Here is a 21,277-nt window from a genome sequence, read left to right as displayed (position 1 = left end):
CGCTGCGATGACGCTCAACACCCTGAGCCTGCCTGCCGCAGCCGGCGTCGCGGCGCCCACGCTGCTGGTCATGCTCGCAGGCGCCTACGACAAACCGGCAGACTTCATCGACGCCGGTTTCGGCGCGGCCCTGCACGCCAGCGGCCGAGCCATCGACCTGGTGCTGGTGGAAAGCGATCTGGCAGCGGTCTGCGACGGCAGCCTTGCCACCCGCGTCGAGGCCGAAATCATTGCGCCGCGGCGGGCGATGTATCCGCACATTCTCACCGGCGGAATCTCGATTGGCGGAATCACCGCGCTGATGCATGCCGATCTGCACCCCGGTGGCAGCGACGGGCTGGTGCTGCTCGCGCCCTATCCCGGCAACCGCAGCATCACCCGCGAAATCGCCGCGGCTGGCGGCCTCTCAGCATGGCAGGCCGACGACGGCCTCGCCGCCAACGACGAGCGCCGCGGCTGGCGCGCCTTGCGGGACGCGGCTCGCACCCGCACGCCACCGGTGTGGCTGGGCTATGGCAATGACGACCGTTTCTCCGGCGGACATGCGCTGATGGCCGCGGTGCTGCCAGCAGCGCAGATCTGTCGTATCGCCGGGGGCCACGACTGGCCGACCTGGCTTCAACTGTGGCAATCCTATCTCCCGCTCCATCCGCTTCAAGCGCCCTGACGCAATGCCCACTCCCACCCTGCTGCGCCCGGCAAGCCTTGTGCTGCTTGCCTTTCTCATGCTGTCCAGCGTGTTGCCGGCATTCGCCGATGCACCGCCCCAGCGCCCCCGCATCGGCCTCGCCCTGTCCGGCGGCGGCGCCCGCGGTGCCGCCCACATCGGCGTGCTGCAGGTGCTCGAGGCCCTGCGCATTCCGGTCGATTGCATCACCGGCACCAGCATGGGCTCCATCGTCGGCGGCGCCTATGCCGCGGGCCTGTCCGCAGACGATCTCGAAGCGGCTGTCGTCGCCACCGACTGGGACGACGTGTTCAACGACAAGCCGCCGCGCCGGGAGCAGTCGATCAGGCGCAAGGCCGATGCGCTGAAGGGCCTGAGCGAAGTCGAACTGGGACTCAAGGCGAATGGCATTGCCGCGGCCCGCGGTCTGGTCAGCGGCGTCGAGATCGAGAGCTTCCTGCGCCGCCTCACCCGCCCGGTGGCCGACGTGGAGCGCTTTGCCGATCTGCCGATTCCGTTCAAGGCCGTCGCCACCGACATCGAGACCGGCGACGCCGTCATCCTCGAGCACGGCAGCCTGCCGCAGGCGATGCGGGCCAGCATGGCGATTCCGGGCGTGATGGCACCGGTCGAGCTCGACGGCAAGCTGCTGGTCGACGGCGGCATCGCCAACAACCTGCCCATCGGCCTGGTCCGCCAGACCTGCGCCGACGTGGTGATTGCGGTCAATATCCAGTCGACCCTGCTCAAGCGCGAACAACTCAGCTCGGCCTTCTCCATCACGGGCCAGCTCATCAACCTGCTCGGCAAGAGCCGTGTCGACGCCGAACTCGCCACCCTCGGCGAAAACGACATCCTGATCGCCCCCGACCTGGGCGACATCACCTCGGGCAGTTTCGAGCGCCAGCCCGAAGCCATTGCGCGCGGGCGCGACGCGGCGCAGGCCCTTGCCGCCACCCTGCGGCGCTACAGCCTGCCCGAAGACGAATACCTCGCATTGCGCAGCAGCCAGACGCTGGCCAGCAACGGTCTGGGCAAGGTCGCACAGATCCGCTTCGAGGGCCTCAAGCGTACCAACGATGCCGTGCTGCGCGACCTGATGCACAGTGCGAGCGAGGACACCCTGTCCGAAGAAACCCTGGCCGCCGACATGCGCCGCATCTACGGACGCGGCGACTTCGAAGGCATCGACTACCGCATCGCCCCGCAGGACGGCGTCCGCACCCTGATCGTGAGTCCGCGCGAGAAGAGCTGGGGCCCGGACTACCTCGGCTTCGGTCTTGGCGTGGCCTCGGACTTCACTGGCGACTCCCAGTACAACCTGATCGTGCAGCACCGCAAGACCTGGATCAATCCGCTTGGCGCGGAATGGGCCACCGAACTCAAGATCGGCTGGCGCAACCGCATCAGCTCCGAGTTCTACCAGCCGCTCGACGCCGCCGGACGCGCCTTCGTCCAGCCCTATGTGTCGGCGGAGACCTACAAGCAGAGCCTGTACGTGAACAGCGAACGCATCGCGACCTACGCCTTCGAACAGGGCACGGTGGGGATGGACCTGGGCTACAACTTCGGCACCGTCGGCATGCTGCGGGCCGGCCCGGTGTGGCGCAAGGGCAGCTACACCCGCGACACCGGCACGGCGCTGGTCGCCGGCGGCGACTACGAGACCACCGGCCTGCAGGTCCGCCTGCTGGTGGACCAGCTCGACCGTGTGCGCCTCGCCAGCGAAGGCTATGCGCTCAGTCTCACCGCCATCAAGGCGCGCCAGCGCGACGGCACAAAGCTCGACTACTCGCTGCTTGAAGGTCACGGCCAGGTGTTTCTCAATCAGGGCCCGCATACGCTGGGCATCAGTGCAGAGGCCGGCACCAGCTTCGACAACGGCCTGCCAGGACAGGACCTGTTCCAGCTCGGCGGGCCGCTGCGCCTGTCGGGCTATCGCTTCGGGGAGTTTCTCGGGGCGCAGTACGATTTTGTTCGCCTCGAATACCGCAACCGCGCCATCCGGCTGCCGGCCATCCTCGGCTCCGGCGTTTTCCTCGGCGGCAGCCTCGAAAGCGGGCGCATGGACAAGCTGCTCAACGCCAGCGAGAGCTCGGGCCGGCGCTACTCAACCTCGGTCTTCCTCTCGGCCAACACCGCGCTTGGGCCCGCCTACCTGGGGTTCGGTGTGGGCGACAAGGGCAGCAAGACCCTGTTCCTGGTCATCGGCGTACCCTGAGCAATGCGCAGCGCACGAGCGATGCAGACGCCGCAGGCGGTTACAATCGCGCCCACATGAATACCCCGCACACCAGCCGCCCGTGGCGGCCCACCCCGCTGATTACTGCCACCCTGATCCTGCATCCGGGCGCACTTGCCGCATGGCTGATCTGGCCACAGAGCTGGCCCTGGGCACTGGCCGCCGTCGTTGCCAGCCACCTCGCGCTGACCGCAGCCGGCCTGTGGCCCCGCAGCCGGCTGCTCGGCCCCAACATCACCCGCCTGCCCGAAGCGGCGATTGCCCGCGGCGAGATCGCGCTCACCATCGACGACGGCCCTGAACCGACGATCACCCCGGCGGTGCTCGAGCTGCTCGAGCGCCACGGGGCGCGCGCCAGTTTCTTCTGCATCGGTGAGCGCGCCGCAGCCTACCCCGACCTGATTGCCGAGATCGTGCGTCGTGGCCACGCGGTGGAGAACCACTCGCACCGCCACCGTCACCATTTCTCGCTGTTCGGCCCGAAGCGCATCCGTCACGATCTGAGCGAGGCTCAGGCGCAGCTCACCGCGCTGGCCGGCAGCCCGCCACGGTTCTTCCGCGCCCCGGCCGGCCTGCGCAACCCGTTTCTGGAGCCCGTGCTGGCCGCACTCGGACTGCAGCTCGCGAGCTGGACGCGGCGCGGGTTCGACACGCGTGAAGCGCAGCCGCACAAGGTGCTCGCCCGCCTCACCCGCGATCTCGCCGCCGGCGACATCCTGCTGCTGCACGACGGCCACTGCGCACGCACGCCCGAACGGCGGGCGGTCATCCTGGAGGTGCTGCCGCCCCTGCTCGACACCATCCGCGCGGCCAATCTCCGCCCCGTCACCCTTCGCCAAGCCCTGCAATGAGTTCGTCCTTCCGCAAACGTCTGCTTGACGCCGCCACTGCCCCCTACCGCCAGGCCGGCCACTTCGCCTGGCACTTTGCCCGCGGCAAGCTCGGCCGCGACCCGGTGTTCTTCAGCCTGCTGGCCAATGGCGCCTTCCCGCGGCAGGCGCGCATCGTCGACCTCGGCTGCGGCCAGGGACTGCTGTCGAACTGGCTCACGGCGGCGGCCCGCCTGCACGCCGCGGGCGACTGGCCTGCCGACTGGCCTGTGGCACCGCAGCTCCAGGCCTATCGCGGCATCGAACTCATGCCCAGGGACGTCGAGCGCGCCCGCCCCGCGCTGCCGCCGGGCGCGGTGGTGGAACAGGGTGACATCCGCGACGTGGCGCTTGGCGACGTCAACGTGGTGGTGATCCTCGACTCCCTGCACTACATCGAAACCGCTGCGCAGAACGCGGTACTGGAGCGGGTGCGCGACGCGCTGACGCCGGAAGGCACGCTGATCATGCGTGTCGGCGACGCCGCAGCCGGACTGCCCTTCCTGCTGTGCACCTGGGTGGATCAGCTTGTCACCCGCGTACGCGGCCACCGCCTGCCGACCCTTTACTGCCGCCCCGCGGCAGCGTGGCAGGCGCAGCTCGAACAGCTCGGCTTCAGCGTCACACCACAGGCAATGGATGCCGGCACGCCGTTTGCCAACACCCTGCTGCTCGCCCGGCGCAACGCCTGATACCGGCCGGTTTGTTAGAATCCGTTCATATTCCACCGGATACGCGCGTTGAAACCTCTGCTCATCTCCCGCCATACCGCCACCAGTTGCATCGGCACCGGGCTGGACGCTACCCGCGCAGCGCTGGCCGAAGGCCGGAGCGGCCTGCGCCACTGCGATTTCGAGACCATCACGCTCGACACCTGGATTGGTCGCGTACCGGACCTGGAAGCCGTGGTGATGTCGCCGGCGCTGGCCGACTACGACTGCCGCAACAACCGCCTGGCCCTGCTCGGGCTGATGCAGGACGGATTCATCGATGCCGCGATCGACGCGGTGAGCCGGTATGGCGCGAAGCGAGTTGCCGTGCTGCTCGGCACCAGCACCTCCGGCATTCTCGAAACCGAACTGGCGTACCGGCGACGCGACCCGGTCAGCGGCGCGCTGCCGCCCGATTTCCACTACCGCGGCAGCCACAACATCTTCTCGGTTGCCGAGTTCGTGCGCCACGCCATCGGCGCCGGCGGTCCGGCCTGGGTGATCTCCACTGCGTGCTCATCGAGCGCAAAGGTCTTCGCCAGTGCCTCCCGCCTGCTCGAGCTCGGCCTGGTCGACGCGGCCATTGTCGGCGGCGTCGATTCGCTGTGTCTGACCACGCTCTACGGTTTCAATTCGCTCGAACTGGTCGCGCCCGAGCCCTGCCGCCCCTTCGACCCCGCACGCAGCGGGATCTCGATTGGAGAGGCCGCCGCCTTCGCCCTGCTCGAACGTGCGCCGGCCCACCCTGCAGACGATGCGATCCTGCTCAGCGGCTACGGCGAATCCAGCGACGCCCACCACATGTCATCGCCTCACCCCGACGGTCTGGGTGCGCGCATGGCCATGGAGCAGGCACTCGCGCGCGCCGGGCTGGCGACTGCCGATATCGACTACATCAATCTGCACGGCACCGGCACGCCAAGCAACGACAGCGCCGAGGGGGCCGCCGTGCGCCAGCTGTTCGGCAATGCAACCCCGGCCAGCTCGACCAAGGGCGCCACCGGCCATACGCTGGGCGCCGCGGGCGGGCTGGAAGCCGTGTTCTGTGCGCTGGCACTGAGCGACGGGCTGATCCCCGGCAGCCCCGGCACCCGCAACCTGGACCCGGCCATCGACATTGCCTACCGGCAGGTGCCACAGCACGCGCCGCTGCGCCACGTCCTGTCGAACTCGCTCGGTTTCGGCGGGACCAACTGCAGCCTCATCCTGTCGCGAGCAGGTGGGAAGACATCATGAACGCCAAGCCACTCTCGGCAACGATTCGCAGCGTCGGCCTCATCGGCCCCGGTTTCGACAACTGGCCCGAGGCCCGCGCCGTGCTTGCAGGCAACGTGCCGTGGTCACCTGTCGCCACCCGCATCCCGAGCCCCGGCGTACTGCCACCCGCCGAACGCCGCCGCGTCGGCGCCGTGGTAAAGCTGGCGCTGTGCGCAGGCGTCGAGGCCGTGGATGCTGCAGGTGCCGATGCGTCACGGCTGGCGACGGTGTTCGCCTCTGCCGGCGGTGACGGTGCGAACTGCCATGCCATCTGCGAGGCACTGGCCAGCGACGACCGGCGGATTTCACCGACCCGCTTCCACAATTCGGTCAACAATGCGGCCTCCGGCTACTGGGGGATCGCCACCGGCGCAATGGCGACCTCGACCATCATTTCGTCCTACGACGGCAGCCTCGCCGCCGGGCTGATCGAGGCCCTCGCCCTTGCGCACGAACTCGCCCAGCCCGTGCTGCTGCTGGTGTACGACCACCCTTACCCGGAGCCGCTGGCAGCAGCACGCCAGGTCAGCGACGCCTTCGCCATGGCCTTGCTGCTCGACCCCAGGGGCAACGACGCCCCGCGCCTGCAGCTCGGCGAGCTTTGCGACGCCGCGCCCGACACCCTGCCCGACGCCGAAATGGACGCGGTACGCAGCGGCACCCCCGCTGCCCGTGGCCTGCCCCTCCTCGCGCTGCTGGCGCAGGGGTGCAGCGGCAAGGTGGTGATCGACTATCTCGACGACCTGCGCCTCGAACTGAGCCTGACAGCGTGAGCACCGCCCTGCCCGACCGCGACTGGATCGCCGCCCACATTCCGCACCACGGCAGGATGTGCCTGCTCGACGCCGTCGAGGCCTGGGATGCGGAGCACATCCGCTGCACCAGTCTCAGCCACCATGCCCCCGACAACCCGCTGCGCAGCGGCGACCGCCTTGGCGCGCTCAACGCCATCGAGTATGCCGCGCAGGCCATGGCAGTGCATGGCGCGCTGCTGGCGGATGCGGCACCGGCAGCGACGGCCCCCGCCCCCGGCTTTCTGGGCAGCGCGCGCGGGGTAAGCTGCATGGTCGATCGCCTCGACGACATCGAAGGCGCGCTGACGATCAGCGCCGAACGCCTGTCGGCCGACGCGCGCACCCTGCTGTACGCCTTCACCGTCTCCGCCGCCGAACGCCCGCTGGTACAGGGGCGTGTCGCGGTGGTGCTCGGCCACGCACCCTCTCCTTCCTGACTCCGGATACCCGATCATGACCCTTCGCGCACTCGTCAGTGGCGGCAGCGGCGGCATCGGCCGCGCGATCTGCCAGCGCCTCGCAGCCGACGGCTACGCCGTGCTCGTTCATGCCAACCGCCGGCTTGACGCCGCCGAGGACGTTGCCGCCGCCATCCGCAGTGGGGGCGGACATGCCCAGGCCGTCGCCTTCGATCTCACCGATGCCGCAGCCACAACGACGGCGATCGGGATGCTGCTTGCCGAAGGGCCGATCCAGGTCGTGGTCAACAATGCCGGCATCCATGACGATGCGGTGTTTCCCGGCATGTCGGCGCAGCAATGGCATCGCGTCATCGACGTCAGCCTCAACGGTTTCTTCAACCTCACCCAGCCGCTGACGATGCCGATGATCCGCACCCGCTGGGGACGCATCATCAACATCACCTCGATCGCCGGGCTCACCGGCAATCGCGGCCAGGTCAATTACGCCGCGGCCAAGGGGGCGCTGCACGCCGCCACCAAGTCGCTCGCGCTGGAACTGGCGAGCCGCGGCATCACCGTCAACGCGGTGGCCCCCGGCATCATCGACACCGCGATGAGCGAAGCCGCCTTCGATGCCGAGGCCATCGGTCGCATGGTGCCGATGAAACGCGCAGGACGTGCGGAAGAGGTGGCCGATCTGGTCGGATTTCTTGCCTCGAAACAGGCCGGCTACATCACCGGCCAGGTCATTTCAATCAACGGTGGCATGATCTGAACCTCCCATGAGCACCGCCGCCAATGCACTGAACGCCGCCGGCGTGCACAAGACCGAAGCACTGCTGTTCTTCACCCTGATGCAGCTGGCGGTCATCATCCTGGTGGCGCGTGCGGGGGGCGAGATTGCGCTGCGGCTGGGGCAATCCTCCGTAGTCGGCGAAATCGTCACCGGCATCCTGCTCGGCCCTTCGCTGTTCGGCTGGCTCGCGCCCGGGCTGTTCGACATCGTGTTTCGCAGCGCACCCCCCGAGCCGATGCAGATCCTGTCCCAGATCGGTCTGCTGCTGCTGATGTTCCAGATCGGGCTCGAGTTCGATTTCAGCCACCTCACGGAGCGCAAGCACCGCCATACGGTGGCATGGGTCGCCAGCGCCGGGCTGACGCTGCCCTTTGCCCTCGGTTTCGCCCTCGGCTGGCTGGCCACACCGCTGCAACCTGCGGGCGCCGACCCCCTGGTGTCCGGGCTGTTCGTGGCCACCGCTTTCTCGATCACCGCGCTGCCCATTCTTGGTCGCATCATGATCGAGTTCCAGCTCACCCGCAGCCCGCTCGGGGTGATCGCGATCAGCGCAGCCGCGATCAACGACGTGGTGGGCTGGCTGCTGCTGGCGCTGGTCTCCACCCTTGCTGCCGCCCAGCTCGATGCGCTCGACTTCCTGACCCGCATCGTGCTGGTCCTGGTGTTCTTCGGCCTGAGCTGGTTCGTCGTGCGCCCGCTGGTCAAGCGTCTGGTGCATCGTGCCCGCCCCGGTCGCGGCCGGCTGCCGCCCAATCTGATGGGGTTCCTGCTGGCGCTGATCTTTGGCGCCGGCATGTGCACCTATCAGCTGGGCATCTTTGCCATCTTCGGCGGCTTCCTGATGGGTGTGATCCTGCACGACGAACACGGCCTGCGCGAGGCCTGGAACACGCGCGTCGGGCATTTCGTAAGCGTCTTCTTTCTGCCGGTCTTCTTCACCTATACCGGTCTGCGCACCGATATCGGCAGTCTCGACAGCCTTGCCGACTGGGGCTGGTGTGCGCTGGTGATCGCACTCGCCACACTCGGAAAGTTCGGCGGATCCTACCTTGCGGCCCGCCGTTGCGGACTAGTTCACGGCGAGGCTGGCATTCTTGGGATCATGATGAATACCCGGGCGCTGATGGAGCTGGTCGTCATCAACGTCGGCTACGATCTCGGTGTGATCTCGCAGACCATGTTCACCATGCTGGTGATCATGGCCATCTTCAGCACCATACTGACCACCCCGTGCCTTCGCATCTGGCTCCCGGCGATTGGTCACCCACTGCCGCCGAGGGTGCGCGAATGAGCATGTCCGGCCTGTACCCGGCGTTTAACCACTGCATCCTTATGTGCTACCTTGACCCGCTTATCTCAAGGGACTTTAGCAGCCCTTCCGCCAAATGAATCTGAAGCCCCGCTTCCTGATCCTCGCCGCAGCCATCATCCTGATCGCCTCCGGTGCGAGCTGGTTTGCATTTCAGCGGATTGCCGAAGGCATCATCGAGCAATGGGGCGTGCGTCTGGTCGAAACCCAGGTGCGTTACGACTCCGCCCGGCTCCTGCAGCCGCTGATCCGGGAAATCGCGCTTTCCCGGCAGATGGCGCACTCGCAACTCATCCGGCGCTGGGCGAAGGAGCCCGACAATCCTGCGTACATGCAGGAAGCGATCACGGAGATGGAGACCTTCCGCCGCAACTTCCAGGACGGCAGCTATTTTGCCGCGCTGCGCGCATCGGGTGCCTACTATCACAACAACGCCCAGAACGACTACGCCGGTCGGCAACTCCGCTATCATCTGAGCCCCACGACGCCATCGGACAGCTGGTTTTACGAAATCATCCGTCAGGGCCGCGAATTCCATCTCAACGTCAACAAGGACGAATTCCTCGGGATGACCAAGCTCTGGATCGACGTCCTGATCCGCGACGGCGACGAGACCCTTGGCGTGGTCGGCACCGGACTCGACCTCGACCGCTTCATCCGCGACATCGTCCAGCTTGCCCAACCCGGCATCACCACCCTCTTCGTCGACCACAATGGCGCGATCCAGCTGCATCGCGACCTGCGCTACATCGACTACGCCAGCATCGTCAAAACCGACGGTGAAAAAATCACCATCGATCGCCTGCTCAGCGACGGGCAGGATCGCACCTTCATCCGCGCCGCGATGCGCGAGCTTGCCGGGGCCGGCCCGGAACGCGAACACGACACCCGGGTGATCAGCCGTTTCGTCACTTACGAGGGCAAGCGCTACCTCGCGGGCGTGGCCTATCTGCCGGAGCTCGACTGGTACGAAGTCACCATGCTCGACCTCGATGTGCTGATGCCGCTGCACAGCTTCACCAGCGTGCTGCTCATCTTTGCCGCGACGCTGGTGGTGGCGCTGCTGCTGTTCAACTACATCCTCAGCCGATGGGTGCTGAATCCGGTGGCAAACCTCGAGAACGCCATGCTGCGGGTTCGGGACGGCGACCTCAACCCGCTCGCGCTGCCGCCCGCAAAAGGCGAGATCGGTCGTCTCTCCGGTCATTTCAGCGCCATGGCCGAATCCGTGCGCAGCCACACGCAGGAACTTGAGCACCGTGTGGCCGCGCGCACCGAAGAGCTGCACCGGCTGGCCAGTGTGGATCCCCTGACCGGGCTGCTGAACCGCCGTGGCTTTACCGAGCGCATCAACGCCGAGGTCAAACGCGCCGAACGCGAGCAAAGCCGCTTCGGCCTGATCTGGATCGACATCGACGAGTTCAAGCAGATCAACGACTTCCTCGGGCACTCGGCCGGGGACGAGGCGCTGCGTTCAGTCGGCAGCCTGATCAACGCCAGCATCCGCCCCTACGACTGCGCTGCGCGCTGGGGCGGGGACGAGTTCCTGATCCTGCTCGCACCTTGCGATCACGACACCCTTGCGCGCCTGGGCGAGCGCATCCGCAACAGCATCGAAACCGGCATTCAGCTCGCCGACGAAACCTCGATCACGGTCAGCGTCGGTGCCTGTCTCGCCGGGCGTGGCGACGCGATGGAGCGCATCCTGCAGCGTGCCGACAAGGCGCTCTACGCCGCCAAGGCCGAAGGCAGAAACCGGTTAAGGATTGCGGACGACCCTGAGGCGAGGGCCGAACCCGCGTGAGCGTGCGGACGGCGTACTGACACCGGCCGGGGAGTTCAGCCGCGCACGCGACGCCAGAGCAGCACGGGCAGGCGCAGGATGAAGCCGAGCAGCAGCCTGCAGTGCATCCAGGTCAGCAAGGTGTTGTCGCGCAGGTAATTGAAGTGCGACACCCCGCCCTCGTCCGCGTTGAAGTACTTCACCGGCGCATCGATGTTGATCGGCTTCACGCCGCGCCAGGCCAGACGCACGACCGCCTCCGGGTCGAAATCGAAGCGCCGCATCCAGCGCTGCCCCTGCATCAGCGCGCGCAGCGGCGCTACCGGATAGACGCGAAAGCCGTAAAGCGAATCGCCGATGCCCACCCACAGGGTTTCCAGGTTGGCCCAGGCGTTCGAGATCTTGCGCCCGCGCACGCGCAACAGCGGCGCACTGGCATCGAACACAGGACGCCCAAGCACCATGCACTCGGGCGCGCCCGCGGACACGGCCATGAAGTGCGGGATCAGGGCGGCAGGATGCTGGCCGTCGGAGTCCATGGTGAGCACATGGGTGATGCCCTGCCGCGCCGCCTCGTCCAGGCCGTACAGCACGGCAGCCCCCTTGCCGCCATTCTCCGGCAGCACGAAGACCTTCAGCCCCTCGTCCTCCGCGGCCATCGCCTGCAGCTGCACGTCGGTGCCATCGGTACTGCCGTCCACCACCACCCACACCGGCGCCCACTGCGCGCGCGCCTCGCGCACGGTGTCGAACACCTTGGGGCCGGGGTTGTAGCTCGGAATCAATACCGCATGGGTGGAGGAGGACGTCATGGGCGAGGCCGGATCAGAGTGTGTGCGCCGCGCTCGGGCGCTCGGTGGCGAACTGCGGCGGCACGAAACGTGCGCGCGCAAGCTCCTCGGCGAAGTAAGCCTCGAGTTCGCCACAGAACGTCGTGGCATTGGCAGGTGGATCGAAACGCCGGCCAAGCCGCACGCGGTAGTGAATCGGCATCGGCGGACGCCGGAACAAGGGCCAGCCTTTGGACAGATAGTCCGAGTCGGTCTCGATGATGATGGTCTGAACCGGCACCTTCGCACGTCGCGCGATCAGCGCCACACTGGGCGTAATCTCGTTGACCGGTGCACGCACCGTGCGCGTTCCCTCGGGAAACATCAGCAACTGGCCGCCCGCGGACAGCGCCTCGCAGGCGGCATACACCATCTGCAAGGGCCGGCCGTTCGGGATGTAGCGCGCAAGCCGCGCGCCACCGCCGAGAAAGACGTTCTTCATCAGGGATGCCTTCATGATGCAGGCCACATTGGGCAGGCGTGCGATCACCATCACCGCATCGAGCAGGCAGGGGTGGTTCGGCGCCAGAATCATCGGCCCCTGATCCTTAAGCGCATCCAGTTCGCTGATGTCGAAGCGGCAGGCGCCCAGCGCCCCGAGCAGGAACAGGTAGATGCGGAACACGCCGGTGATCGCGCGCCGCCCCAGCCGGCGCGCCGCGCCGTCGCGCATGAAGGGATGCAGGATGGCGGCCAGCAGCGACCATCCCAGGCACAGCACGCCAAGCGCAAACAGCCCGAAATAGAGACAGAAATACTCATAGAGTGCCGGAAACCGGCGGGGGCTTGATGCACTCACGGCGTGCCTCAGTCTTCCACCACGACTTTGCGCGAGGACTCACCGATCACCCAGGCAATGGCCACGCCGGCGGCCCAGGCGTGATCGCGCTGAACCAGCGGGCTGTCGGCAAAAGCGGCGCCGCGCAGGGTGTCGTAGCGCAGAAAGCTGCCCACCCAGAAACGGTCGAAGCGCTTCGACAGCGCGGTGATGAACTGGGCGCCCGAGTAGCCGCCCGAGGCCTCGTAAGCCGGCCGGTCGGACAGCGCGAACTCCGGCTTCACATCGTAGAAGTAACGATGCTGACGGGCATTGGCGTAGATCGGCCCGGCCATCATGCCGAGGTTCCAGCCCGAGTCGCCGAAGGGGTCGATGTCGAGGTTGATGAAGGGGGTGAAGGTCACGCCCACGTGTTTGACCGGGCCCTTCACGGTATAGGCTGCACGCACCGGCAGGCGCAGGTCGATGCGCGCATTGTGCCAGTCGGTGCGCCACAGGTTGAACTCGAGCGAGGGCCCGATCTCCACCGTCGGCTTGAGGTCGGGCATGCCACGGCGGGCGCTGTTGCCGTCGCTGTCCACCGGGAGCGAGGCCGACATACTCAGATTGAGCTGTACCCGGTCACTGTCGAAGAAGATGCTGCGAATGCCGTCACGGTCGGCCTTGAAGAACTCGCCCCGATACACGAAATACGGCACTGCGAGCCCATGCACCCGCTGCCGGTCGGAGCCCCGGTAGTCGGGAAAGGACACCGCCCCCACGCCCAGGCCCAGCTCCCACAGCGGCTTTTCCTCGCCGGCATGCGCCGGCAGGGCCGCCACTGCGGCAAGCAGCGCACCTAATGCAAACGATGACAGTGCGTTCGGTTTCATGAACGAGCTCCTTGAGTCGGGTGGCCACCGCTGGCTTCGATTTCGACGAGCAGGTCGGTGCGACAGATATCCGCCTGAACGTAGCACACCTGTGTTTCATCCCCGATCACGCGCCGCACCTCGGCGCGGATGCGCTCAAGATCCGCAGGGTCGCGCACGTAGCCCAGGCACGCCAGATCCTCACGCGCCGGACTCAGCAGCGGGGCAACCCGCGCCGCCTCGGCCAGCACGGTATCGATATTCACCAGCGTCTCGCGCGTCTGCGCCGCCACATCGCCATGGTGCAGGGTCTGATGGCCAACGATACTCGCCGTACCCGAAATGAACAGCACATCCTGCACCATGCTGCTGCTGACCGCCGCGCGCGAGAAGGTCGGGCTGCGCGGGCCATAGGTCTCGGGGTAATGATAGGCGCTGACCTGGCGCGGGTTCTCGACCGCAAGCAGGGCGCGCCGCACCGCAAAGAAGCCGATCTCGAGCGCGCCGTGGCGCACCCCGAGCGCGCTGGCCGCAGGCACTCGTCCGGTCAGCGCGCGGCCGCAGGCGGCAAAGGCATCCTGCCTGCCGATGTTGAACTTGCGATAGCGCTCGACCCCGTTCTCGATCTCGTTGATCCGCGGCAGGTAGTTCCACACCCGCAGCAAGCCGGGAAAGCCGGCGTGCGCCAGCGCGGCAAAGACCTCGCGGTAGGCGAACTCGGCGGCCTGCTGCAAGGCGCTCGCCGATGGCGTATCGACGAACGCCGACTCATCGACCGAGATCACGCCGTACATCAGTTCATCGTCGTGACGATAGGCCACCTGTCCGTGGCGGCCGGCAACGAGGGCATGATCGGAGAGCCACACGGCCCGCCACGGGTTCGCCGGCACCAGGGTGGGCGAACAGACGCGCAGACACGGAAACGCCTCGCCCGCCGCACAGTCCTCACCAAAGCGGATCTCGCCAAAGACGCGCGCGGGATCGATGGCGGAGGGCAGCGGTGCATCGACATCCAGCGGCGACAGCAACTGCAACTTCGAACCGCCGCTCATCCGCGCACCACCGTCTCACCGTCTTCCACCGGCAGGATGTCGCGCTTGCGCTTGCGCCCGGCCGCGAGCGTGCGCGGCAGGTGGCGCAGGGCCGACAGGTAATAGACCGTCTTGAACGCCAGCAGCGAGGGCCAGATCGGCGTCTTGCCGTAGATGTCACCCGCCAGCAGCGAGAGCAGCGCTTCCTTCATGCGCAGCAGGTTGCGCGGGCCCATGAACAGGTCACGCATGGTCGGACTGGTCATGCGGTAAATGAACCACGAGAAGGCCTTCGGACCATGACGGACGAGCTTGTCGAAACGCGCCATGGCCGCCTTGCTGCGCTCGGGCTGACGCAGGCAGGTGTCGACCGCGTCGGCGCCGAAGAAGGCACCCTGCATGGCCAGCATCACGCCCGAAGAGAACACCGGGTCGATGAAGGCATAGGCATCGCCAAGCAGAATGTAGTGCGGCCCGTGCGTGTGATCAGTGGTGTAGGAGAAGTTGCCGGTCGCCTCCGTCGGCGAAATCCGGCTCGCGCCCTGCATGCGTTCGACCAGGGCCGGCGACAGCGCGATCGTGTCGGCGAGAAAGTCGTCCAGCGAGCGGCCGGCGCGCTGCTTCATGTAGTAGGGCCAGGTTACCGCACCGATACTGGTTGCACCGTCGGCCAGCGGGATCACCCAGAACCAGCCGTGCTCGAACCAGTAGATGGAGATGTTCCCCGCGGCGTCGCCGTCGTGACGCCGGACGCCGGCGAAGTGCGCGTAGATCGCCGAGCTGTTGTGCAGCGGGTTGCGATGCTTGGCGCGCATGCGATTGGCGATGAAAGTGTCGCGGCCGGAAGCGTCGATCACGAAGCGCGCCGACCAGCGCTCGCGACGGCCGTCTTCGTGCTCGGCACTGACAGTGGCGCCGTCCGCATGAAAGCTGAGGTCCTTCACCCGGCAGCCCTCGATCACCTCGGCACCCTTGGCCGCCGCATTGCGGATCAGGATGTGGTCGAACTCGGCACGACGCACCTGATAGGCATAGGGCATGGATTTGTCCCATGCCTCACCGAAATTGAAACGCTGTTGCTCGGCATGCTGGGGCGACACAAACTCGGCCGAGTACTTCCGGATCCCGATCGCGCGCATCTCGTCGGCCACGCCGAGTTTCTCGAACAGGGGCAGATTGGCCGGGAGCAGGGACTCGCCGATATGGAAACGCGGGTGGTGCGCTTTCTCGAGGACGGTGACACGATGCCCTTTCCCGGCCAGCAGCGCCGCCGCGGTCGAGCCCGCCGGCCCGCCCCCGATGACGAGCACATCACACGCCCGTGCGGAGGACGGAAGTTCATTTGTATTCACGACAGAATCACCATCTGGTACGGAGTGGCGGGCGCCGCGCGGATGTGCGGAAGGTCGGCGCACCGGCTTCAAGCTGCGGACTATACCGTAGCCGTATCTTCAGCGGAATTGCGCAAGCTCAAACAGGCGCGCGAATCAGCCAGGATCGCCCTGCCCCGACCCCATTGCATTTGCATGCACGTCGACGCCGGATCGCACGCCGGCAAAATTCCTGATGATTTGTCCTAGACAAAAAGTCATACTCTGCCTCTCCTCATCCGACGTGACTGCATAGACCGAAAGGATTACAAGGCCATGGACCTGAACCAGAGCAAGCCAGACAAGGGAAAGCGCCTGCCTGCCGCGTGGGCATGGTTCATTCTTGCCGGCTGGCTGGGCTACAGCGCGGTGCTGCTGGGGGTGTCGATGATGGACGCTCCGCCCGGCACGGCATGTTTCACGCGATGAGCCGAAAGCGTTTCCACCCTGCTTCACCACCGGATCACGACGATGACGACTGATGACCTCCTGAGCGCCTACCGGATTCACGCAGACCGTGTCATGCTGGTCACGCTCGCTGCGCTGCTGCTGATCACCCTCGGGGTGGCAGGTGCCACCGGTACGTGGTCGATCACGCTCGCGGTCGGGCTGCCCGCACTCGCCGTTCCGGTGCTGATCCATCGACTCGCGCCCGGCACACTCGTCAGCCGGATCGCCGTCGCCTGCGCGCTGATGGTGTTCTCCGCACTGGCCATTCAGCAGACGCAAGGCCTCACCGAGGTGCATTTCAGCATCTTCGCCCTGCTCGCCTTCCTGCTCTACTACCGCGACTGGCGCCCCATCCTCGCCGCTGCGCTGCTGATCGCGGTTCATCACCTGAGCTTCAATTACCTTCAGGCCCTCAACTGGGGGGTCTATGTGTTCGAGGGCTCGACCGGTCTGGGCCGCGTTGCGCTTCACGCCGCCTTTGTCGTCGTCGAGGCCGGAATGCTGATGTACATGGCGGTCAGCCTGCAGCGCGACGCCGTCGAATCGGCCCGGGTTGCGGAACTGGCAACCCGGATCGGCGAAGGCGATCTGCGGCCCGGTGCTGCCACCCAGACCGCTGACGGCCTGCTCGGCTTGGTGGCGAAGATGCGCGCCGAGCTTGGCAGCACGCTCACACAGGTCGAGCGCGAGGCAAGCACGGTGGCGGGGAGCGCACGCGCGCTCGACCGCCAGTCCGGCGTGGTCGCGGAACTGATGCAGCGGCAGCGGCAGGCGACGGTCGGCATGTCCACCCAGATCGAAGGCCTCACCGGCGCCATCTCGACGCTGTCGAGCGAGGCCGAGTCGGCCCGGCAACTCGCCGCACATTCTGGCGCGGCAGCACGCGCCGGGGCCCGCGTCGTCAATGCCACGCTCGACGAGATCGGCAGCATCGCCTCCACCATCCGTGACTCGGCAAAGAACGTCGAACAGCTGGGCAAGCAGTCCGAGCGGGTGGCCGAGGTGGTCGGGCTGATCAAGGACATTGCCGGGCAGACGAACCTGCTCGCGCTCAACGCCGCGATCGAGGCCGCACGTGCCGGCGAGCAGGGCCGCGGATTCGCGGTTGTTGCCGACGAGGTACGCAAGCTTGCAGAGCGCACCGCGGCCGCCACCGAAGAGATCTCCGCCATGATCGACGACATCCGCAACAGTCGCAGTGCCGCGCTTGGCAGCATCGAGGACGCGGTAACACGGGTCGGAAACGGCACCCGACTGGCGGCCGAAGCGGAAGGCTCGATCGCAGAGATCACCGACGAGGCGGGCAAGGTCGAGCGCGTCGTCGAGGCCATCGCCCGCTCGCTGCTCGAGCAGCAGGAAGGCGCCGGCGCGATTGCACACTCGGTGGAGTCCATCGCCAACATGGCACAGGACAGCGCCGACTCGGCGAGCAAGGTCGCACAGGAAGTCGGCGGACTGGAGCGATCGGCGGCGGCGCTGACCCAGGCGGTGCAGCGCTTCCGCCTGTCCTGAGCGACCGGGAACGGCGCGCCAGCCGGATTGCAGTCACCCCCGATAAGGCGCACCATTCCGCTTTTTTCCAGATAGCTCCTGTCCATGCGTCCCGCCCGTGCCCTGATTGACCTCGAAGCCCTTCGTCACAACTACCGGCTTGCACGATCACGACATGGCGGGCGCGCCTTCGCTGTGGTCAAGGCCAATGCCTATGGGCACGGCGCAGTCGAGTGCGCCCGCGCGCTGGCGGCCGAGGCGGACGGTTTCGCCGTCGCCTTTCTGGACGAGGCGCTGCAACTGCGCGCCGCCGGCATCACCCATCCAATCCTGCTCCTGGAAGGCGTGTTCGACGCGGCCGAACTCGATGAGGTCGTGCGCCACCAGCTGTGGACGGTCGTGCACCACGATCCGCAGATCGAGATGATCGAGTCCCGGGCGCTGAGCGCGCCGCTGCACGTATGGCTCAAGGTCAACTCGGGCATGAACCGCGCCGGCTTCCTGCCCGACAGGGTGCGGGGTGCCTGGCAACGCCTGAATGACACCGGCAAGGTCTCCGACATCGCGCTGATGACGCACTTCGCGCGCGCGGACGAGCCCGATGTCGCCACCACCGCGGAGCAGATCGCCGCATTCGACGCCGGTACCCGCGACCTGCCCGGGCTGCGCAGCCTGGCCAACTCCAGTGCCATTCTCGGATGGCCGGACGCGCACCGTGACTGGGGCCGCCCCGGCATCCTGCTCTACGGTGCCGATCCGATGCCCGAGGAGAATCACGGGCTGCTTCCGGTCATGACGCTGGAGAGCCAGATCATGGCGGTGCGCGACATTCCGGCGGGTGCGGTGCTGGGCTACGGCGGCCGCTTCGTCGCCGAGGTGCCGACACGCGTCGGCCTGGTGGCAATGGGTTACGCCGATGGTTATCCGCGCAGCGCGCCCGAAGGGACGCCGGTCGCGGTGGATGGAAAGCTCACCCGCCTGATCGGCCGGGTCTCGATGGACATGATGACGGTGGATCTGACCGACCTCCCCGACGCAGGCATTGGCAGCCGGGTCGAGCTCTGGGGCCGTCAGATATCGATCAACCGCATCGCGGCGGGTGTCGGCACGATTTCCTACGAGCTGCTGTGCAACGTGAAGCGGGTCCGCTTCGAATATCTCGGTTAAGCACCGGGGCAGAAACCGGGACGCGGCGCATGTCGTCGCTACTCCCGCGCAGCGTCGGCCCCAGGCCTGAACCTGGGGCACCCTCCCCGGCTTACTGGTGCACCTTCTCGATGGTCAGCGCCACGCCGCTGGCGTCCGCTGCCAGGCCGTCGATCCGTCCTTCGAGGTCGCCCGGCTTGGCCATCACATCACCGGACTTGGACACCCGCACGGCCAGCGCCAGTGTTTCCGGCAGAGGTGCGTTGCCCGACATGCGGGGAACGCCGTCGAAGCTGAAGTCGAGCGGCAACTCGCTGCCCTTGAAGCGCAGGGCGGCAATCGGCGGTCCACCCGCGCCGCCGCGCACGAACACGAACACCGTGTCGTCCGCCAGCACCTGATCGCGCAGCGCAGGAGCGACGTCGAGCCGGCCGGCAATCTTCAGTGCGCTGTCCGCAGCACCCTCACCGTTCGCCACAGCCTGTGCAGGCGGCATCCGCTGCCCGGCCGAAGCCGCGAGTGCAGGCAATCCAGCCCTTTCGCGCGCGTCATTGATGCTCGCACGCAACTGCCCCTCGATCTCCTGCCCGGGCGGAACGCGCGCCAGGATGCGCTCCCACAGTGCTGCTGCAGCCGCAAAATCGCCGCGCTGGTACGCGCCCGTACCCGCCAGTGCGAGCGACTTGACGTGGTTGGGGTCGATCTCGAGCGCACGCGCAACCAGTGTCTCCGCCTCGCCAATGATGCTGCCGTTCTTGGTTGCCACAACGTCGGCCCAGTCGGCAACCACGTCGGCATTGTCCGGGATCAGTTCGGCGAGCCGTGCGTAGGCCTTGGAAGCCTCGGGGTAGTTCTCCAGCACCAGCCAGGAGCGGGCGAGCATGGCCCAGCCTTCGACGTTGTCGGGCTCGTTCTCGAGACGGGCCTCGAGCGTGCCGACCATCTCCCTGATCTGCTCGGGGGAGAAGGTCTGCTGCCCAGCGACCTTCTGCGGGTTGAGCGCGTCCGGCGTGCCGACCGAGAGATAGATCATCGCCGCCATTACCGGCACACCGAGCCCCACCAGCACCGCCCAAACGCGGGCGGGGCGGGCGCTGGCGCTGGGCGCCATGACCTTGCCCTCATCCAGCGCACGGCGCTCGAGTTCATCGCGGCTGCGCACATAGGTGGCGTCGTCGATTCCGCCTGCAGCCCGTTCGGCATCAAGATCAGCGAGCTGCTCACGCAGCACCAGCATGGCCGTCGCGGCCTGCTCGGCATCGGCCGCAGCCGGCGTAACGGAAGCGTCACGACCGCGCCCGAGCAATGGCGGGACGACCATGAGCAAGGCGCCGGCCACCAACAGGCCGGCGACAATCAGGAAGGTGATCACGAACGGGGCTCCTCGGCAGACGGGATGTCTGCGGTTACGGGCGTATCGCCCGCAAGCAGTGCGCGGGCACGATCGCGCTCCGCGGTGGAAAGGTTTTCCTGAGCGGCAGCTTCAGCCTGACGCCGGCGCAGCCGCAGGGCAAGCCAGCCCGCGCCGCCGATCAGCAGCGCAGCGGGGCCACCCCACAGCAGCATCGTGGTGGCCTTGAACGGCGGCTCGTAGAGCACGAAGTCACCGTAGCGCTCGACCAGATAGTCGATCACGTCATCCTTGCTCTTGCCGCTTTCAAGCTGCTCACGCACCTGATTGCGCAAATCGATCGCCAGGGGCGCGTTCGATTCGGCAATCGACTGGTTCTGGCACACCAGGCAGCGCAGCTTGTGAGAGAGCTCCAGGACTTCATCCTCGAGCGCCTGATTGGCCACCACCGGCGTGGCAGTACCCGGCTCGGCGGCATGAACCATTGCGCCGCTGCCGAACGCACACACCATGAGCAGGGCCCCGACAAGGCGTCGCCCCGATACAAAATGCTCAGCCTGCACGCTGCAACTCCTCGATCTTGGGCATCAGCACGTTTTTCAGATTCTCAGGCGTGACCGGCCCGATCTGCTTGAAGCGGATGCGCCCCTGCTTGTCGATGAGGAAGGTTTCAGGCACGCCATAGACGCCGAAATCGATCCCCACCCTGCCGTCGATATCCATCACCGACAACTGATAGGGATTCCCGTGGCGGCTCAGCCAGCCACGCGCGCGCTCGATCGCCTGCCCGGTCTCGACATCGAGTGCCATGCCGCGGGCGTCGATTTCACCATCGCCTCGCACTTCCTTGTAGTTGAGGCCGACGATGGGCACCACGCCGCGGCGGGACAGTTCGACCAGCACCGGGTGCTCCTGACGACAGGCCACACACCACGACGCCCATACGTTGAGCAACCACACCTGGCCCTTCATCTCGTCGAGACCAAAGGTCTGCTCGGGCTGATCAAGCCGTGCGAGCCGGAACGCCGGCGCCGGCTTGTCGATCAGCGGCGACGGCACTTCCCGTGGGTTGAGGGTGAGACCGAAACCGAGAAATCCGATCAACAGCAGAAACAGGAACAGCGGAACAAGGAACTTGGCTTTCATGAATG

The 21,277-nt window shown here is 66.8% G+C and carries 21 protein-coding genes; 13 read left to right on the top strand and 8 right to left on the bottom strand.

Going from position 1 to position 21,277, the window contains the following annotated elements; genetic code table 11:
• Positions 1-7: 7 nt before the first annotated feature.
• From CEW83_RS15955 to CEW83_RS15910, 10 genes are all read left to right on the top strand, one after another.
• Positions 8-667 (top strand): hypothetical protein, encoded by a 660-nt coding sequence (locus CEW83_RS15955; RefSeq protein ID WP_108950220.1) that lies wholly within the window; start codon positions 8-10, stop codon positions 665-667.
• A gap of 4 nt (positions 668-671) precedes the next feature.
• Positions 672-2,888, top strand: a complete 2,217-nt coding sequence (locus tag CEW83_RS15950) for a patatin-like phospholipase family protein (RefSeq protein WP_108950219.1) — start codon at positions 672-674, stop codon at positions 2,886-2,888.
• Positions 2,889-2,944: 56 nt separating this feature from the next.
• A complete protein-coding gene (locus CEW83_RS15945; RefSeq protein ID WP_108950218.1) occupies positions 2,945-3,760 on the top strand; it encodes a polysaccharide deacetylase family protein in 816 nt (271 codons plus the stop codon).
• A complete protein-coding gene (locus tag CEW83_RS15940) occupies positions 3,757-4,470 on the top strand; it encodes a class I SAM-dependent methyltransferase (RefSeq protein ID WP_108950217.1) in 714 nt (237 codons plus the stop codon). The genes CEW83_RS15945 and CEW83_RS15940 overlap by 4 nt, the downstream gene beginning before the upstream one ends.
• A gap of 48 nt (positions 4,471-4,518) precedes the next feature.
• On the top strand, positions 4,519-5,724 hold the full coding sequence (locus tag CEW83_RS15935; RefSeq protein ID WP_108950216.1) for a beta-ketoacyl-[acyl-carrier-protein] synthase family protein: 1,206 nt from the start codon (positions 4,519-4,521) through the stop codon (positions 5,722-5,724).
• The gene (locus CEW83_RS15930) at positions 5,721-6,518 is read left to right on the top strand and encodes a beta-ketoacyl synthase chain length factor (protein ID WP_108950215.1); all 798 of its coding nucleotides are present in this window, start codon (positions 5,721-5,723) and stop codon (positions 6,516-6,518) included. Before CEW83_RS15935 ends, CEW83_RS15930 begins: the two co-directional genes overlap by 4 nt.
• Positions 6,515-6,976 (top strand): hydroxymyristoyl-ACP dehydratase, encoded by a 462-nt coding sequence (locus CEW83_RS15925; RefSeq protein ID WP_108950214.1) that lies wholly within the window; start codon positions 6,515-6,517, stop codon positions 6,974-6,976. The genes CEW83_RS15930 and CEW83_RS15925 overlap by 4 nt, the downstream gene beginning before the upstream one ends.
• 16 nt (positions 6,977-6,992) lie before the next feature.
• Positions 6,993-7,715, top strand: coding sequence for a 3-oxoacyl-ACP reductase FabG (fabG, locus tag CEW83_RS15920; RefSeq protein ID WP_108950213.1), 723 nt, complete (start codon positions 6,993-6,995; stop codon positions 7,713-7,715).
• A 7-nt stretch (positions 7,716-7,722) separates the two neighbouring features.
• Positions 7,723-9,027, top strand: a complete 1,305-nt coding sequence (locus CEW83_RS15915; protein WP_108950212.1) for a cation:proton antiporter — start codon at positions 7,723-7,725, stop codon at positions 9,025-9,027.
• Between the two features lie 94 nt (positions 9,028-9,121).
• Positions 9,122-10,849, top strand: coding sequence for a sensor domain-containing diguanylate cyclase (locus CEW83_RS15910; protein ID WP_108950211.1), 1,728 nt, complete (start codon positions 9,122-9,124; stop codon positions 10,847-10,849).
• Between the two features lie 35 nt (positions 10,850-10,884).
• On the opposite strand, the gene CEW83_RS15905 is transcribed toward CEW83_RS15910, so the two are convergent.
• Genes CEW83_RS15905 through CEW83_RS15885 form a run of 5 tightly spaced genes read right to left on the bottom strand, consistent with a single transcriptional unit; the run spans position 10,885 to position 15,670 of the window.
• Positions 10,885-11,640, bottom strand: a complete 756-nt coding sequence (locus tag CEW83_RS15905; protein WP_108950210.1) for a glycosyltransferase family 2 protein — start codon at positions 11,638-11,640, stop codon at positions 10,885-10,887.
• Positions 11,641-11,653: 13 nt separating this feature from the next.
• Positions 11,654-12,457: a lysophospholipid acyltransferase family protein gene (locus CEW83_RS15900; RefSeq protein WP_234418863.1), complete on the bottom strand. Its 804-nt coding sequence runs from the start codon at positions 12,455-12,457 to the stop codon at positions 11,654-11,656.
• Between the two features lie 8 nt (positions 12,458-12,465).
• On the bottom strand, positions 12,466-13,308 hold the full coding sequence (locus tag CEW83_RS15895) for a MipA/OmpV family protein (RefSeq protein WP_108950209.1): 843 nt from the start codon (positions 13,306-13,308) through the stop codon (positions 12,466-12,468).
• Positions 13,305-14,339 carry a hypothetical protein gene (locus tag CEW83_RS15890; RefSeq protein WP_234418862.1) on the bottom strand — a complete coding sequence of 345 codons (1,035 nt, stop codon included), beginning with the start codon at positions 14,337-14,339 and terminating at the stop codon, positions 13,305-13,307. The genes CEW83_RS15895 and CEW83_RS15890 overlap by 4 nt, the downstream gene beginning before the upstream one ends.
• The gene (locus CEW83_RS15885) at positions 14,336-15,670 is read right to left on the bottom strand and encodes an NAD(P)/FAD-dependent oxidoreductase (RefSeq protein WP_108950208.1); all 1,335 of its coding nucleotides are present in this window, start codon (positions 15,668-15,670) and stop codon (positions 14,336-14,338) included. The genes CEW83_RS15890 and CEW83_RS15885 overlap by 4 nt, the downstream gene beginning before the upstream one ends.
• A gap of 294 nt (positions 15,671-15,964) precedes the next feature.
• Between CEW83_RS15885 and CEW83_RS21105 the strand changes: the two genes are divergently transcribed.
• From CEW83_RS21105 to alr, 3 genes are all read left to right on the top strand, one after another.
• Positions 15,965-16,117 (top strand): hypothetical protein, encoded by a 153-nt coding sequence (locus CEW83_RS21105; protein WP_159099476.1) that lies wholly within the window; start codon positions 15,965-15,967, stop codon positions 16,115-16,117.
• A 42-nt stretch (positions 16,118-16,159) separates the two neighbouring features.
• A complete protein-coding gene (locus tag CEW83_RS15880) occupies positions 16,160-17,650 on the top strand; it encodes a methyl-accepting chemotaxis protein (RefSeq protein WP_108950207.1) in 1,491 nt (496 codons plus the stop codon).
• Between the two features lie 84 nt (positions 17,651-17,734).
• Complete coding sequence (gene alr / locus CEW83_RS15875) at positions 17,735-18,796, top strand: alanine racemase (RefSeq protein WP_108950206.1); 1,062 nt, start codon at positions 17,735-17,737, stop codon at positions 18,794-18,796.
• A 91-nt stretch (positions 18,797-18,887) separates the two neighbouring features.
• Here the strand turns inward: alr and ccmI are convergent, their stop codons facing one another.
• Genes ccmI through CEW83_RS15860 form a run of 3 tightly spaced genes read right to left on the bottom strand, consistent with a single transcriptional unit; the run spans position 18,888 to position 21,272 of the window.
• Positions 18,888-20,147 carry a c-type cytochrome biogenesis protein CcmI gene (ccmI, locus tag CEW83_RS15870; protein WP_108950205.1) on the bottom strand — a complete coding sequence of 420 codons (1,260 nt, stop codon included), beginning with the start codon at positions 20,145-20,147 and terminating at the stop codon, positions 18,888-18,890.
• The gene (locus CEW83_RS15865; protein WP_108950204.1) at positions 20,144-20,638 is read right to left on the bottom strand and encodes a cytochrome c-type biogenesis protein; all 495 of its coding nucleotides are present in this window, start codon (positions 20,636-20,638) and stop codon (positions 20,144-20,146) included. Before CEW83_RS15865 ends, ccmI begins: the two co-directional genes overlap by 4 nt.
• Positions 20,639-20,678: 40 nt before the next feature.
• A complete protein-coding gene (locus CEW83_RS15860; protein WP_108950203.1) occupies positions 20,679-21,272 on the bottom strand; it encodes a DsbE family thiol:disulfide interchange protein in 594 nt (197 codons plus the stop codon).
• Between the last annotated feature and the right edge of the window lie 5 nt (positions 21,273-21,277).

The organism is Parazoarcus communis (assembly GCF_003111645.1).
GTDB lineage: Bacteria > Pseudomonadota > Gammaproteobacteria > Burkholderiales > Rhodocyclaceae > Parazoarcus > Parazoarcus communis_A.
This window is presented reverse-complemented; position numbering and strand designations above follow the sequence as displayed.

Excerpts from the sequence above, each read along its gene's own strand:
- CEW83_RS21105 (WP_159099476.1), top strand. The coding sequence starts at position 15,965 with ATGGACCTGAACCAGAGCAAGCCAGACAAGGGAAAGCGCCTGCCTGCC.
- CEW83_RS15940 (WP_108950217.1), top strand. The coding sequence starts at position 3,757 with ATGAGTTCGTCCTTCCGCAAACGTCTGCTTGACGCCGCCACTGCCCCC.
- CEW83_RS15880 (WP_108950207.1), top strand. The coding sequence starts at position 16,160 with ATGACGACTGATGACCTCCTGAGCGCCTACCGGATTCACGCAGACCGT.
- CEW83_RS15950 (WP_108950219.1), top strand. The coding sequence starts at position 672 with ATGCCCACTCCCACCCTGCTGCGCCCGGCAAGCCTTGTGCTGCTTGCC.
- fabG (WP_108950213.1), top strand. The coding sequence starts at position 6,993 with ATGACCCTTCGCGCACTCGTCAGTGGCGGCAGCGGCGGCATCGGCCGC.
- alr (WP_108950206.1), top strand. The coding sequence starts at position 17,735 with ATGCGTCCCGCCCGTGCCCTGATTGACCTCGAAGCCCTTCGTCACAAC.
- CEW83_RS15915 (WP_108950212.1), top strand. The coding sequence starts at position 7,723 with ATGAGCACCGCCGCCAATGCACTGAACGCCGCCGGCGTGCACAAGACC.
- CEW83_RS15860 (WP_108950203.1), bottom strand. The coding sequence starts at position 21,272 with ATGAAAGCCAAGTTCCTTGTTCCGCTGTTCCTGTTTCTGCTGTTGATC.
- CEW83_RS15905 (WP_108950210.1), bottom strand. The coding sequence starts at position 11,640 with ATGACGTCCTCCTCCACCCATGCGGTATTGATTCCGAGCTACAACCCC.
- CEW83_RS15890 (WP_234418862.1), bottom strand. The coding sequence starts at position 14,339 with ATGAGCGGCGGTTCGAAGTTGCAGTTGCTGTCGCCGCTGGATGTCGAT.
- CEW83_RS15865 (WP_108950204.1), bottom strand. The coding sequence starts at position 20,638 with ATGGTGTGTGCGTTCGGCAGCGGCGCAATGGTTCATGCCGCCGAGCCG.
- CEW83_RS15930 (WP_108950215.1), top strand. The coding sequence starts at position 5,721 with ATGAACGCCAAGCCACTCTCGGCAACGATTCGCAGCGTCGGCCTCATC.
- CEW83_RS15955 (WP_108950220.1), top strand. The coding sequence starts at position 8 with ATGACGCTCAACACCCTGAGCCTGCCTGCCGCAGCCGGCGTCGCGGCG.
- CEW83_RS15910 (WP_108950211.1), top strand. The coding sequence starts at position 9,122 with ATGAATCTGAAGCCCCGCTTCCTGATCCTCGCCGCAGCCATCATCCTG.
- CEW83_RS15895 (WP_108950209.1), bottom strand. The coding sequence starts at position 13,308 with ATGAAACCGAACGCACTGTCATCGTTTGCATTAGGTGCGCTGCTTGCC.
- CEW83_RS15945 (WP_108950218.1), top strand. The coding sequence starts at position 2,945 with ATGAATACCCCGCACACCAGCCGCCCGTGGCGGCCCACCCCGCTGATT.